The organism is Microcoleus sp. B3-D7 (assembly GCF_036705305.1).
In the GTDB taxonomy this organism is placed as follows: domain Bacteria; phylum Cyanobacteriota; class Cyanobacteriia; order Cyanobacteriales; family Microcoleaceae; genus Microcoleus.
The window spans coordinates 23397-37935 of sequence record NZ_JAUBUE010000005.1 but is presented as its reverse complement, the minus strand read 5'-3'; the positions used below and the strand labels follow the sequence as shown (position 1 = coordinate 37935).

Sequence of the window (14539 nt, the reverse complement as noted above, 5' to 3'; positions counted from 1 at the left end):
TTAGAAATTCATGACTTCACTCAATCGCAAAAGTTTGTTCAAAAAATTGGTAACAGTTGCCGGAATTGCCGGCGTTAGTTCCTTGATAGCTGTGCCGGGATTCGCAGAATTAAACCGCCAGACTCACGGCTTCAACCAGTCGGGCGATCGAGTTTTTGAGCTTGCTGATAGCGACTTAAACGATCCTAATTCTCCGGGACCTTCTGTTACAGATCCTAACAACAACAATCCTGGCGGTTCTCCCAACACTCCAAATACCCCCACCAACAACACTCCCGACCGTTCTCCCAATACTCCAACTACCCCCAGCAACAACACTCCCGGCCGTTCTCCAAATAGCCCCATCAACAACACTCCCAGCCGTTCTCCCAACACTCCAACAGGTGGCGAAACTTCGCCTAATTCTCTCAGCAGCCAAGACAGAAACTTTGTCATGCAAGCAGGTCAACTTGGTATGCTGGAAGTGGAGCTCGGCAGATTGGCAGTGCAGCGCGGTTCTAGTGCTAGTGTGAAACAATACGGGCAAGAAATGGTTGAGGAACACACCCAGGCTAATCAAGAATTGATGCAGGTAGCAACGCAAAAAGGCGTAAAACTGCCAACCGAAATGAGCAGCCAGAACACAGCTTTGATGGAGCGACTTTCGGGACTCTCCGGTAGAAGTTTTGACACTGCTTACAAGCAGGCTATGATCGAGAGCCACAATCAGGCTATTGCTCTGTTTCAAGCTCAATCTCAAAAGGGACAAGATCCCGAATTGAAGGCTTGGGCCACCCAGAAGTTGCCGAACCTTCAGGCGCACTTGCAAATGGTTAACCAAATGTTGGCAGATACCAGCCAGCCCCAATAGGAGGTACAGGAGGTAGAGTGCGAGCGCCTAAAAGCCCATCGCACTCTACCTTTGCCGAGCCGAGAGGGAACAGCAATAGATTCTTTTAAACTCTATAATTTTTGATAACAATGGAAGATTTTCTCCGCAGCTTGTTGGGCAGCAATATTACAGCGACGTGGCTGTTATTAATCGTAGGGTTTTGCTGGATTGCTTACATACCTGGTCGTCTGAACACTTAAAAATTATCCATTAAAACTTCAAAATTAACTAGGTAGGCGCAAATAAACCTTACCGTTGAACAGACTAAGTTATAGGGTGCCTCAAAGCCTCAGATTTTCTACGATATTTCATGCCATATCTCTGACACACGCTACAACTTAGTCTAAATTAATCATTTTTTAACAGACAGGCGTTCGATCGCCCGATCGCGGAAACAAGCAAGTGCGATCGGGCGATTTATTCAAACAACACAAAATTAATTAGCCCTCAGTTTCCACAAAAACACTCACAGCCGCCACAGCGATTAGCATTTCATCATTTTTATCATTCAGAGAGGTGATCGCCCTTCCTGGCACAATCATGCCTCCTTGCTCCACAATCAGAGTTTTGCTGCCAAAAGGCAGCACCGCCAACACCTCCTGTTCCCGCACTTGTTCCGGGTAAGGAACAGCCACCTTTACCTCAACAATCATCTGATTCGGGTCAGTCAAACCCGCCACTTCCCAGACGCCTAGGAGAGCATTATGGGCGATCGCATTCCGTACAGCCCTGGCACAGGCTACAGTCGGTTCCTGCCCGTGCTGGTCTACCCCCATCCCCATTTCGATGATGAAACATTTACGTGCCATAGTTGCCCCTTGATGGATTTTTGTTTGTAGTCGTTAGCGAAGCCCTCGAAGAGGATCGCACTCTTTCCCCAAACAATTATCAACCTAATAGACGGCTTTTGATATTATTTTATCAATCGCTATAACAACAAAAGAATAATACCAGTCTAAAAAAAATTCAACTGTAAGCAAGCTTCAAACCCTTATCAAATCAGCCATTCTCAATCTCAAATCTCAAATGGTATAACTTATGGTAATATAACCAAATTCAGCTTTCCTAGCGGACTGCCAAACTCATCGCCAGCTTGAATCATGGATAGTTTTCTACCAATTGCCTACTTTCAAAACCAATTTCTCCCCTTTACCGACGCCAAAATTTCCATAGCCACCCACGCACTGCACTACGGAACCGGAGTCTTAGGCGGGTTGCGGGGAATTCCCGACCCCCAAAATGCCGATCGAATATTGCTATTTAGATTAGACCGCCACTGTCAAAGATTGAGTCAAAGTGCCAGTTTCCTTCACTGCGATTTACCAGCCAGCAAAATCCAACAAATAATCATTGATTTTGTCCAGAAAAACCAACCCACAAAATCATTTTATATCCGCCCTTTTATCTACACATCAAGTTTAGGAATTGCCCCGCGACTGCACAACGTAGAAACCGACTTTTTTGTCTACGGATTAGAACTTTCAGACTATTTACCCAAAGAAGGAGTCAACTGTAGATTTAGCTCTTGGTACCGCCAAGAAGACCGGAGTTTGCCCTTAAGAGGTAAAATTAGCGGCGCTTACATCACCTCAGCTTTAGCTAAAACAGAAGCAGTACAATCAGGCTTCGACGAAGCAATTATGATGAATACTCAGGGAAAAGTCAGCGAAGCTTCAGGAATGAACATATTTGTCGCCAGAAACGGTAAATTAGTTACTCCAGGTTTCGAGCAAGATATTCTCGAAGGAATTACCAGAGACAGCGTTATAACTATCGCCAGAGACTTAGGAATTGAAATCACAGAAAGACCCGTTGATAAATCAGAACTGTTGATTGCAGACGAGATTTTCCTCTGCGGAACCGCCGCCAAAATTACGCCTATTAACCGAGTAGAAAACTATCAATTGCCCCAAAATAGACCCATCACCGAAAAGATTTTGGACAAACTCACCGCGATTATCGAAAATCGCGACAGCAAGTACAAAGACTGGGTATTTCCGATTAATCTTAATTAACCGAAAATACCTGCGAGCGTAGAAGCGAGTTCACTCGTTACCAGGCAGAGCCTGGTAACGCAGATCAGGAGGCTTTGCCTCCACATTCCATGGCAGCCATGCGAGGCAGAGCCTCTGGATATCGGTTCCCAGGCAGAGCCTAAGAACCAGTTGTTGTGGAGCAGGCATCTTGCCTGCTTCCTGCTAGGAACTACCCGCACAAAACATCCGCGTGATGGCGAATGTGATCCTCCATAAAACTCGCAATAAAATAATAACTGTGATCGTAACCTTCTTGCATCCTTAAAGTTAGTGGCTGTCCCGCTTTTGCACAAGCCTCCGCGAACACTTCCGGCAACAACTGCCCGTCAGCCAGATACGAATCAACAGTGCCACAGTCAATCAGAATCGGGCGGTTGTATTGCGCCTCAAGCACCAATTCGCTAGCATCCCAAGCCCTCCAAATCTGTTGGTCGCTGCCGAGGTAGTTTGCAAAAGCTTTTTGTCCCCAAGGGCAGCGCATTGGCGCGGAAATAGGCGCAAAAGCGGAAACTGAAAGATAGCGAGCTCCCTTTTTCAAAGCGCAAATTAAAGCCCCGTGTCCGCCCATCGAATGACCAAAAATTCCCTGTTTTTCGGGTATCGCTGGAAAATTTTCGGCGATTAAATTGGGCAATTCATCAACCACATAACTGTACATCCGATAGTGAGAATTCCAAGGTGCGGCTGTCGCATCAACATAAAAACCCGCACCACTTCCTAAATCCCAATCGTCATCTTCGCCGGGGATGCCAGTATTGCGCGGGCTAGTGTCGGGCGCAACCAGCATTAACCCGTATTTTGCCGCCAATTGTTGCGCCCCCGCTTTTGCCATAAAGTTTTCTTCCGTGCAGGTTAAACCTGATAGGAAATACAAAACTGGTACGGGTTGAGATAGAGCTTGCGGCGGCTGATAAACCGCAAATTTCATCTCGCTGTTGCAAGCAGAGGATTGATGGCTATAAAAGCCGAGTTTGCCACCGAAACTTTTCTGTTCTTTGTGCAGTTTTAGGGAGTCAGATAGCATAATTGGGAATTGGGAATTGGGGGTTAAGCTTTGTTCTATCCGTTACATCCGTTACAAAATCCGTTGCCGAACTTCTTCTTTCTCAAACTCAAAATGTCAACACTGTGCGAATTACTTCGCCTTTGTGCATTAAATCAAAAGCTTCATTGATTTTGTCGATCGGCATTACCTGAGTTACGAGACTGTCAATATCAATTTTACCGTCCATGTACCAATCAACAATCTTAGGAACATCAGTTCTGCCTTTCGCCCCGCCAAAAGCCGTCCCTTTCCAAACCCTGCCAGTTACTAGCTGAAAGGGGCGGGTACTAATTTCTTGACCGGCTCCCGCTACCCCGACAATTACGCTCACGCCCCAACCTTTGTGACAGCATTCCAAAGCTTGGCGCATCACATTAATGTTGCCGATACATTCAAAACTGTAATCAGCTCCACCTTTGGTTAAATCTACTAAATAAGGCACTAAATCACCTTCCACTTCGCGGGGATTGACAAAGTGAGTCATGCCGAATTTTTCCGCCATCTCTCGCTTGTCGGGATTCAAGTCTACGCCGACAATCATGTTAGCTCCCACCATGCGAGCCGCTTGAATTACATTCAAACCCACGCCGCCCAAACCGAAAACTACCACATTAGAACCAGGCTCTACTTTCGCAGTATTAATGACAGCGCCGATGCCAGTTGTTACGCCGCAGCCGATCAAACAAACTTTATCAAAAGGAGCATCTTCGCGAATTTTTGCTACTGCAATTTCCGGCAATACTGTATAATTAGCGAACGTAGAAGTTCCCATGTAATGGTAAAGTTTCTGCCCGTCTATGGAAAACCTGCTCGTGCCGTCGGGCATTACTCCCTGGCCTTGAGTCACGCGAATTGCTTGACAGAGATTGGTTTTTTTGCTCAAACAATATTCGCAGTTGCGGCATTCGGGAATGTAGAGAGGAATTACGCGATCGCCCACTTTGACACTCGTGACTCCCGCCCCAACTTCTGCGACAATCCCGGCTCCCTCGTGGCCTAAAATAGCAGGAAACAAGCCTTCAGGATCGGCACCGGAAAGAGTGTAAGCGTCAGTGTGACAAACACCCGTGGCTTTAATTTCCACCAGCACCTCTCCAGCCCGCGGCCCATCCAGATCCACCGTTTCAATGCTCAAAGGTTGGCCGGCACTGCGAGCAACTGCTGCTTTTACTTTCATGCTTTCTCCTGCGATCGATTTGTCAATTCACTTGTCAATATGTATTGTATTACTTAATGTCTAACTTGGAGCAAATTTATGACAAAATTAATTGTAATTACCGGAGTCAGTCGCGGTCTCGGTCTTGCCATGACCGAAAAGTTTATTGAATTGGGACATACAGTTTTGGGATGCGCCCGTTCTTCCGAAGCGGTGGAAAAACTCAACAAAAAATATAGTGCGGCCCACCATTTTACTTGTTTGGATGTCACCAACGACGAGCAAATAAAAGCTTGGGCAACAGAAATGCTGGCAAAAAATGAGCCGCCAGATTTGCTAATTAATAATGCAGGTGTAGCTAATCATCTCGCGCCTCTTTGGAATGTCAGCAACGAAGAATTTTCCCAAGTAATTGATGTTAATATTAAAGGTACGGCTAATGTAATTCGTCACTTGGTCCCGGCAATGATTGCTCGAAAAAGCGGCATAATTGTCAACTTTAGTTCGGGTTGGGGAAGGTCAACTTCGCCGGAAGTCGCGCCCTATTGCGCTTCTAAGTGGGCGATAGAAGGACTTACGCGATCGCTCGCTCAAGAATTGCCCGCAGGTATGGCAGCAGTTCCTTTAAATCCGGGGATAATTCACACAGAGATGCTGGACATTTGTTTCGGCGAAGATGCGGCAAATTACACATCAGCCAAAGCCTGGGTGCAAAAAGCAGTTCCTTTTTTACTAAAATTAAAACCTTCCGATAACGGAATGCCGCTGACTGTTCCTGGATAATACAGCAACCCTTGCAGGATTTGCGAACATCTCTCTTTTCTTCTCCTCTGCGCCCTCTGCGCTCTCTGCGGTTCATTAAAAAATTCAAAAATGAAATAAAATTGCTATATTCCCAAATCACAACTCTTTCCCCAAATAGCAACTGTGAACTTGCCGCTAACCTCCCCCTCGCAAACCGAAACCCGCAAAGCAGACCACCTGCGGATTTGCCTCGAAGAAGACGTACAATTTCGCGAAACTACCAGCGGCCTCGAACGCTACCGTTTTGAACACTGCTGTTTGCCAGAACTCGATCGCACCCAAATCGATTTAACCTCCACATTTCTCGGCAAAAAACTAGCCGTTCCCCTGCTAATCTCCTCAATGACCGGTGGCACTGAATTAGCCCAGACAATCAATTATCGCCTCGCCGATGTCGCTCAAGAATACAAACTAGCAATGGGAGTCGGTTCCCAGCGAATAGTTGTAGAAAATCCTCAACTCGCTCCTACATTTGCCGTCCGTCGCCGCGCTCCAGATATTCTGCTGTTTGCCAATATCGGAGCAGTTCAATTAAACTACAATTACGGTTTGGAAGAATGCCAAAAAATTGTTGATCTTCTCGAAGCAGATGCCCTAATTTTGCACCTCAATCCGCTGCAAGAGTGCGTTCAAACCGAAGGCGATACTAACTTTAAAGGACTGCTAGATAAAATTGCCAAATTGTGCGCTAAATTACCAGTACCAGTTATTGCTAAAGAAGTCGGCAACGGTATTTCAGGAAAGATGGCAAAGAAATTGCTCGCCGCTGGCGTAGGTGCGATCGACATTGCCGGGGCCGGAGGCACTTCTTGGGCGAAAATAGAAGGAGAGCGAGCTAAAGATGGCAAGCAGCGCAGGTTAGGCGCAACCTTTGCAGACTGGGGAATACCGACAGCCGAGTGCATTGTCAGCACCCGCGCCGCAGCGCCGGATGTTCCCCTGATTGCCTCTGGAGGATTGCAGAATGGATTGGATGCAGCGAAGGCTCTCGCTCTTGGCGCGGATATTGCGGGACTGGCGCGGCCGTTTCTGCAAGCGGCAGCGGAATCGGAATCAGCCGCAGGCGTTCTAGCTGAGGCTTTAATTGCAGAAATCGCCACCGTGATGTTCTGTACGGGCTGCGGTAATTTGGATGAGTTAAAACATTCTGGGGTTTTGGAAAGGTTAAGATAAAAGTGAGTCAGCAGTCAAAAGTCATTAGTCAGCAGTCAAAAGTCATTAGCTAATAACTACGACAGAGGATAATTGCTAAATCCTAGTTGCAGGAATTACCCATAATATCGTTTCCGCTGGCATCGGAAAAATATCATTCCGATTGCAGTGCGAGCGGGACGCTCGTCTCGGTATCATTCTACTCTCACCGGATATACTCTAACTAATGACTACTGACTATTGACTAATAACTAATTACCAATTATCTAATGAAAGATTTCCTAAAATATACCTGTGCAAGTTTACTGGGAACCTTCCTAGGAATGTTGCTGCTGGGCAGCATCGGATTGGGGGGACTGGTACTGCTAATTGCTGTGGCGGCATCGTCGTCTAAAGATTCAGGCCCGCAAGTTAAAGATAAGTCTGTATTGGTATTAGACCTTTCTTCAAATATCACCGACAGCAAACCGAGCCGTAGCACTGGCGCGGCGATTGAAGAAGTGCTTTCGGAAGATTCCGGCGATACAGTAACGTTGCGGACTGTTTTAGACGCGATCGAATATGCGAAAAAAGACCCGAAAATAGTTGGCCTTTATCTCGAAGGCAGCTCGGATTCGAGCAGCACCGGGTTTGCCAATCTCAAAGAAGTTCGATCTGCCTTGCAGCGTTTCCGAGATGCCAAAAAACCCATTTTTGCTTACCAGATGGACTGGAATGAGCGAGATTATTACCTCGGTTCCGTTGCTAATACAATTGCCGTCAATCCTTACGGCGCTTTGGAAATCAACGGTTTTAGCAGTCAGGGAATGTTTTTCACCGGTGCTTTGGAAAAATACGGCGTCGGAGTGCAAGTGACTCGCGTCGGCAAATACAAGTCAGCCGTTGAGCCGTTTTTGCTCACAAAAATGAGTCCCGAAAATCGCCAGCAAACTCAAAAGTTGCTCGGAGATATGTGGGGAGAATACCTGAAAACTGTCGCTCCGAGCCGCAAAGTGACTGTTCCGCAACTGCAAGCGCTTGCAGATAATGGCGGAACTTTGATGGCTGACGAAGCTCTCAAAAACAAGTTAGTTGATAAAGTTGTATACTTTGACGAAATATCGACCGAACTCAAAAAACTCACAGGAACCGATCGCGAAAACAAATCTTTCAAGCAAATTAGTTTGAAAAACTATGCGAAAATTGCGGAGAATAAAAACTCAACTCACGCTAACAAGAAAAACCAAATTGCTATACTTTACGCCGAGGGAGAAATTGTAGACGGCGAAGGGGGCCCGACTGAAGTAGGAGGCGATCGCATCGCTCAAGAAATGCGGAAAATTCGAGAAGATAACGACGTAAAAGCAGTGGTTTTGCGCGTCAACAGTCCCGGAGGCAGCGCGACGGCGGCCGAAGTCATTGGGCGCGAAGTGATGCTGACGGGGAAAAAGAAACCAGTTATTGTTTCAATGGGCAATTTAGCAGCTTCCGGCGGCTATTGGATTTCGATGGGTTCCAGCCGCATTTTTGCCGAACCCAATACGATTACTGGTTCTATTGGCGTTTTTGGAATGCTGTTTAACGCCGAAAAGTTGGCTGCTAACAACGGCCTGACTTGGGACGTTGTGAAAACCGCTCGCTTTGCGGATACTAACACGGTTTCCCGTCCGAAAAATCCTCAAGAATTGGCGAATATTCAGAGGATAGTCGATCGCATTTACGATCGATTTATTACTAAAGTCGCCAACTCCCGCAAACTGCCGAAAAACAAGGTACAAGAAATTGCTCAAGGCAGGGTGTGGTCTGGTACGGCGGCGAAAGAGTTGGGTTTAGTCGATGAAATTGGCGGTCTTGAAGATGCTGTCAGAGAGGCGGCTAAGCAAGCTAAACTCGGCGACGATTGGAAGTTGGAAGAATATCCAAAACGCCGCACTTTGGAGGAGCGAATTTTGGAAAAAATTTCCGGCGTTCACGTTTTGAAACCAGCCACCAAACTCGACCCGCTAACGGCCGAATTTAAGAAAATGCAAGATGAATTGGCTGTGATCAAGTCGATGAATGACCCGCAGGGGGTTTATGTTCGCTTGCCGTTCAATTTGCGGATTGATTAATTAATACCAAGTCCGGGATTTTTACCCCTTTATTCTTCAGTCCCCCTCTGTGCGGAAGAAAGTTTTGCTCTTGAACCGTTGCAAGCGCTGAGTCTGATAGGGGTTTTTAACCCGGATTTGGTAAAAGTAGGCTGACGCATCCTACAAACAAGTGAAAAACCCGGTTTCTTCAAGAAACCGGGTTTATGAATACCCTAAAAGTCGATCGACTGGGAATTGGCAATATTTGTTATGCAGCACGCTGAGTTAACAATCCCCAGATGAAAAGTAGAACGATCGCACCTACAACTGCAAAAGCTATGCTGGGTAGAGTCAATGCTCCGAAGGATGCTCCCCCGCTCGTCCCCAGTAAGACTTGACCTAGATAACCTCCCACTAGGGCGCCCAAAATTCCTAAACCTGTTGTTGCCAGAAAACCACCGCCTTGAGTTCCCGGATAAATGGCTTTGGCGATCGCACCGGCAATCAGTCCTAAAACGATCCAAGCAATAATTCCCATTTCTCTTTCTCCTGAATACTTAAACTTTTCTCGTCCCTTGTCTTATGTTCTTAGAATAACAACCGCTATCGAGCCTTTACCTCTACCGTAGGGAGGAACCGAAAGTAGTAGGATTTCTCATCAATCGTCCCAGGTTGAGGCTTTTTAATATCTCAAAAGAGTTAACCCACTTTTTCTAGGGAACAAAGGCAGTTATGCTCAAACCAAAAGGGAAATAGGAGAATTTTTTCTGGGACTGTTTGTGTTTTACTGGTAAAAAAATTACAATAATTTTGTGAAACGAGGAAAGTTTGCGCCCGATGGATCTGACTCTGTGCATGATTGTGAAGAATGAAGAGGCAACACTGTCGCGGACTTTGGACAGCGTTAAGGGTGTTGTTGACGAAATGGTGGTGGTGGATACGGGATCGGGCGATCGCACCCGTGAAATTGCCCGAGAATCCGGGGCGAGGGTTTATGACTTTGAATGGTGCGACGACTTCGCAGCGGCGCGCAATGAGTGTCTGAAGCACGCTCAGGGCGACTGGATTTTGGTATTAGATGCCGATGAGGTTTTGGTACCCGAGATTCTACCTCAAATAAAGCAGGCAATTGCGAGCGATCGGCTCCTGCTAATCAATCTCATCCGCCAAGAAATCGGTGCCTCTCAATCTCCCTATTCCCTAGTGTCGCGCTTGTTTCGCAATCGCCTCGATATCCGCTTTTCTCGCCCTTACCACGCCATGGTAGACGACAGCGTGGCTGAGATTTTGCAGAGGGAACCACAATGGAAAATAGCTTCTCTCCCCGATGTGGCGATTTGGCACTCTGGTTATCAAAAAGATGCGATCGCCGCAAAAAGTAAATTCCAAAAAGCTCAAGCAGCAATGGAACGCTATATTGCTTATTATCCAAACGATGCTTATGCTTGTAGCAAATTAGGCGCTTTGTATGTCGAAACCGGGCAAATCGGGCGGGGAATTAATTTATTAACCAAAGGCTTGACTGCAGAGACCATTAATGATTCTATTCTTTACGAACTAAACTATCATTTGGGAATTGCTTATCGCCAGCAGCAGCAGTTTGCCAAAGCAAAAGAACACTATCAAGCCGCAATTAATACCAATGTGTTCCCGCCGCTCAAGTTGGGTGCTTACAATAATTTGGGCAATTTGCTCAAAGAGGAAGGAGATTTGAAATCTGCTGAAAAAGCTTACAAAGCAGCTTTAAAAATTGACCCCAATTTTGCAGCAGGTCACTACAATTTAGGGCTGACGCTGAAAGCAGCCGGAAATTTAGCACATGCGATCGCCTATTACCGACAAGCGATAAAAATCGATCCAGAACACGCGGAAGCTCATCAAAACTTGGCAGTAGCCTTGCTGAAAATGGGCAAAATGCCAGAGAGTTTAGCAGAATTCAAAAGAGCGATCGCCCTTCACGAACAGCGCCGCCCATTTGAAGCAGAACGCCTGCGCCGAGGACTACAAGAAATGGGTTTACTTTAAACTTGCATATCTACTTTATCGTTGCCCAATAAATTTTAGGGGCAATCCCCGATGGTTTCCCCTCGCTCCCCAAGGGTAGGCACTCTTGGCACTACCCTAAAAATTCTGAAAATTACCAGCAAAATTAAGCAATTATCTCTACTTTGCCGCTATCCAAATCGTAGCGACCCCCAACAACTTTAAGCTTGCCCGCTTTGACTGCTTCAGCTAAAATAGGCGAGGAGGATTGTAACTGATTGACATTCATTTTCACGTTAGCTCTGACTGCGTTATCCCAGGCATCGCCTTTTTGACCTTTGGTCGAATCAACTGCAGGTTTAATCGCCGCCACCAAAGTGCTAATGTGACCCGGAACAGCTTTACCATCTAAAGCTGCTTTGACAGCACCGCAGCGTTCGTGACCCAGAATTACTAATAGTGGCACGCCTAATTCTAAGGTGGCATATTCTATATTCCCGAGAACCACATCGTCGAGAAAATTTCCAGCTACTCGAATATCAAATAAGTCCCCTAATCCTTGGTCGAAAATAATTTCGGGAGCAACGCGCGAATCAGAACAAGCCAGGATGGTTGCAAACGGATGTTGACCCTGTGCTACTTCTACAACTCGCGATCGAGCTTGGTCGGGAAATGTCCGTTTTTGCTCAATGTAGCGTTGATTACCCTCCATCAATTTCTTAAGAGCAGTGTTAGGAGTAATGTCAGTAGGAGTAATGTCAGAGATTGCCTCTGCCTTTGCTGCTTCGGCTTGTAAAAACGCTGGTGCAATGCTGGCCGCCAGCATCCCTGCACCAGCCCTCAGCATTAAATTCCGTCGCGAAATCATACCTGTTCTTTCGCTTTTAGTCATTGCTTGCAACTCTGTTCAATTGTTTGTATTTGTTAGCATAATATATACCACAAGCTCAGTCAGACTTCTTTGATTTTTCTTTACAAGCTGCTCCGGCACAATGTAAACTTCAAAAAAGTAGCCCATTTTTATTTCATTCATATTTTATTTAGTAGAGTCAACGGCAGTCATCCTTCTGCGGACAGGGATGCTAGAATGTATCTAAAACGACTATTTTTTATCAATGGCTCGAAATGTCATACGTCGCCAGCATTCATATCTATCCGGTCAAGTCCCTTGACGGCATAGCAGTCAGTCAAGCAACTATTCTAGCCAGCGGAGCTCTAGAAGGTGATCGCTCTTTTGCAATCTGCGATGCAGCCGGAGAATTTGTTAACACTAAGCACAACAGCGGAGTCCGTTTTCTACGCTTATCCTTTGACATCAAAAAGAGAATTGCCGGTCTAAAAATTCAAGGCACCGAACAAGAAATATTTTTTCATGTAGATAGAGAACGCTTTGGAATAGAATCTTGGTTGAGCAACTACTTCGGTTTCCCCGTCAAGTTAATTGAAAACTTGCTGACTGGTTTTCCCGACAATCTCGCTGCACCAGGGCCAAGCATTATCAGTACCGAAACAATTGCCGAAGTTGCATCTTGGTTTCCGAGAGTTTGCGTTAACGAGATGCGCCATCGCTTGCGAGCTAATATTGAAATAGGAGATGTCCCGGCTTTTTGGGAAGACCAACTTTTCTCACAATCCGATGAAATTGTGAGGTTTAAAATAGGAACAGTAATATTTGAAGCTATTCATCCCGGTCAGCCATGTATCCTATCTACGCGAAACTATGGGGCGAAAGCAGGCGATCTAAATTTTAAAAATATACTAACAGCCAAGCAGAAGGAAATCATGCCTGACTTGGTAAAAAAAGGGCATTTAAATCACTTTAGTCGGCTGATAGTTAACACGCGACTCGCACCTCAAGCAGCAGAAAAAATATTACACATAGGAGACGAAGTTCAAATTATCACCGTCAGCAACTCTCTATTGAATACCATTTCTGATTAGTTGTAGGTTACGAGTCTGATCAAGCCGGCGGCAACTCCAAAGAAAGTTGACCCAAAACACCAGTTCTAAAATCGTTTAACATCTGTCGCGCCGTTCGTTCGACATCTCCTTTATACTTGTCTTTTGCGACCTCGTGCAAATAATCTTCACCATTACTAGATGCTGGATCTAATTTATACCTGGATTTGAAACCAGATAGTGATACCAACGTGTCATCAGTCGCCTCCAGCCCTTGCAGCAAATCTACCATCGCTGCTGCTACTACCTGATTGTCGTAAGCTGCTTCGCCAATATCTTCGCAAATAGCTAATTTTATGGCATTTTCTTGATTGTTAATTCGGGTTGGGATCACTCCAGGCGCGTCTAATAATTCAATTTCGTCAGAAATGCGAATCCATCGGAGCGATTTAGTTACTCCAGCTCTGCGGGCACTGTCCACCACTCTCCGCCCTAACAGCCGATTAATTAAAGCAGATTTTCCCACATTGGGAAATCCCATCACCACTGCACGGACTGGACGGGGCAGCATACCTCGATCGAACCTTCTTTTATTTAGCTGCACCCCAGCATCCTGCACGGCATCCGCCACAGCGTCTACTCCTTGACCGTGCTCGGCATTAGTAAAATACGCAGTTTCCCCCTGAGCCTCAAACCATGTTTCCCACGCCTCGCGCGATCGAGGTGTAATCATATCCATGCGGTTGATGACCAAGACTCGCGGCTTGCCGCCCACCCAGCTCGGCATTTGGGGGTGATAAGTAGCCAATGGAATGCGGGCATCTCGGACTTCGAGCACCACATCTACCCGCTTTAGCTGTTCTTTTAATGCCCGTTCAGCTTTGGCAATGTGACCGGGATACCAGTGAATTTTCATTAGTTAGTTGACTGTTGACTGTTGACTGTTGACTGTTGACTTTTGTTACTTGTTACTTGTTAGTTGTTATTAGTTAGTGGTTAGTTGTTAGTTGACAGTTGTTAGTTGTTATTGGTTAGTTGTTGAATGACAACAGTCAACTGTCAACTGCCAACTACCAACAGTCAACAGTCAACTGACAACTGCCAACTGACTAAGGCACAATCAAAACTGCACAAGGAGACAGATTGATCACCCGATTGGTAACGCTGTCAGACGCCCCATCATCGGTTAAACCCATCCCCCGACAGCCCATCACAATCAAATCGGCCCCAATTTCGTCAGCCACATCGCAAATCGTGAAAGCAGGTTTGCCTTCCCGTTCGATGATTTCAGCTTCAATTCCCTGCTGGGAAAACATCGATTGGGCCTCAGAAAGAAGTTTGGCGACTGCTTCGGGGGAAGTCATCACCTCTCGCGCGGGGGCGTCGGCCTCCTCGGCTGGGGGCTCGACTACCGAGAGAATTACTAAGCGAGAGGCGTAGGTTTTCACGATATTGACCACCTTTTCGGCAGCTTCGCGGGCTTCTCGGCTTTGATCTACAGGAAATAAGACAGTCTTGAACATACTGCGCATCTCCGGGACG

Annotated in this window: 14 protein-coding genes; 7 read left to right on the top strand and 7 right to left on the bottom strand. The window is 46.3% G+C overall.

What is annotated here, in order from left to right; genetic code table 11:
- Positions 1–10 precede the first annotated feature (10 nt).
- On the top strand, positions 11–850 hold the full coding sequence (locus tag QUB25_RS05705) for a DUF4142 domain-containing protein (RefSeq protein ID WP_333182331.1): 840 nt from the start codon (positions 11–13) through the stop codon (positions 848–850).
- Between the two features lie 461 nt (positions 851–1311).
- Here the strand turns inward: QUB25_RS05705 and QUB25_RS05700 are convergent, their stop codons facing one another.
- The gene (locus QUB25_RS05700; RefSeq protein WP_333182330.1) at positions 1312–1680 is read right to left on the bottom strand and encodes a Lin0512 family protein; all 369 of its coding nucleotides are present in this window, start codon (positions 1678–1680) and stop codon (positions 1312–1314) included.
- 291 nt (positions 1681–1971) lie between these two features.
- Between QUB25_RS05700 and QUB25_RS05695 the strand changes: the two genes are divergently transcribed.
- Positions 1972–2886 carry a branched-chain amino acid transaminase gene (locus tag QUB25_RS05695; protein ID WP_333060659.1) on the top strand — a complete coding sequence of 305 codons (915 nt, stop codon included), beginning with the start codon at positions 1972–1974 and terminating at the stop codon, positions 2884–2886.
- Between the two features lie 190 nt (positions 2887–3076).
- On the opposite strand, the gene fghA is transcribed toward QUB25_RS05695, so the two are convergent.
- The gene (gene fghA, locus QUB25_RS05690; protein ID WP_333182329.1) at positions 3077–3931 is read right to left on the bottom strand and encodes an S-formylglutathione hydrolase; all 855 of its coding nucleotides are present in this window, start codon (positions 3929–3931) and stop codon (positions 3077–3079) included.
- A gap of 88 nt (positions 3932–4019) precedes the next feature.
- Positions 4020–5129 (bottom strand): S-(hydroxymethyl)glutathione dehydrogenase/class III alcohol dehydrogenase, encoded by a 1110-nt coding sequence (locus QUB25_RS05685; protein ID WP_333060657.1) that lies wholly within the window; start codon positions 5127–5129, stop codon positions 4020–4022.
- 78 nt (positions 5130–5207) lie between these two features.
- On the opposite strand from QUB25_RS05685, the gene QUB25_RS05680 reads away from it, so the two are divergent.
- The 3 genes from QUB25_RS05680 (at position 5208) to sppA (ending at position 9154) form a co-directional block, all read left to right on the top strand.
- Positions 5208–5891: an SDR family NAD(P)-dependent oxidoreductase gene (locus tag QUB25_RS05680; protein ID WP_333182328.1), complete on the top strand. Its 684-nt coding sequence runs from the start codon at positions 5208–5210 to the stop codon at positions 5889–5891.
- Between the two features lie 144 nt (positions 5892–6035).
- Positions 6036–7085: a type 2 isopentenyl-diphosphate Delta-isomerase gene (gene fni / locus QUB25_RS05675; RefSeq protein ID WP_333182327.1), complete on the top strand. Its 1050-nt coding sequence runs from the start codon at positions 6036–6038 to the stop codon at positions 7083–7085.
- A gap of 248 nt (positions 7086–7333) precedes the next feature.
- On the top strand, positions 7334–9154 hold the full coding sequence (sppA, locus tag QUB25_RS05670; RefSeq protein ID WP_333182326.1) for a signal peptide peptidase SppA: 1821 nt from the start codon (positions 7334–7336) through the stop codon (positions 9152–9154).
- A gap of 229 nt (positions 9155–9383) precedes the next feature.
- Here the strand turns inward: sppA and QUB25_RS05665 are convergent, their stop codons facing one another.
- Positions 9384–9653 carry a GlsB/YeaQ/YmgE family stress response membrane protein gene (locus QUB25_RS05665; protein ID WP_333037423.1) on the bottom strand — a complete coding sequence of 90 codons (270 nt, stop codon included), beginning with the start codon at positions 9651–9653 and terminating at the stop codon, positions 9384–9386.
- Positions 9654–9952: 299 nt separating this feature from the next.
- Between QUB25_RS05665 and QUB25_RS05660 the strand changes: the two genes are divergently transcribed.
- Positions 9953–11140: a tetratricopeptide repeat protein gene (locus QUB25_RS05660; protein WP_333182325.1), complete on the top strand. Its 1188-nt coding sequence runs from the start codon at positions 9953–9955 to the stop codon at positions 11138–11140.
- A gap of 124 nt (positions 11141–11264) precedes the next feature.
- On the opposite strand, the gene QUB25_RS05655 is transcribed toward QUB25_RS05660, so the two are convergent.
- Positions 11265–11990, bottom strand: coding sequence for a carbonic anhydrase (locus QUB25_RS05655; protein ID WP_333037425.1), 726 nt, complete (start codon positions 11988–11990; stop codon positions 11265–11267).
- 233 nt (positions 11991–12223) lie between these two features.
- Here QUB25_RS05655 and QUB25_RS05650 point away from each other — a divergent pair, with 233 nt between their 5' ends.
- Positions 12224–13039: an MOSC N-terminal beta barrel domain-containing protein gene (locus QUB25_RS05650; protein ID WP_333060649.1), complete on the top strand. Its 816-nt coding sequence runs from the start codon at positions 12224–12226 to the stop codon at positions 13037–13039.
- A 19-nt stretch (positions 13040–13058) separates the two neighbouring features.
- On the opposite strand, the gene ylqF is transcribed toward QUB25_RS05650, so the two are convergent.
- Together ylqF and QUB25_RS05640 are read right to left on the bottom strand one after the other, a co-directional pair.
- Positions 13059–13913, bottom strand: a complete 855-nt coding sequence (gene ylqF / locus QUB25_RS05645) for a ribosome biogenesis GTPase YlqF (RefSeq protein ID WP_333060647.1) — start codon at positions 13911–13913, stop codon at positions 13059–13061.
- A gap of 193 nt (positions 13914–14106) precedes the next feature.
- Positions 14107–14520: a universal stress protein gene (locus tag QUB25_RS05640; protein ID WP_333045478.1), complete on the bottom strand. Its 414-nt coding sequence runs from the start codon at positions 14518–14520 to the stop codon at positions 14107–14109.
- Positions 14521–14539: the final 19 nt, after the last annotated feature.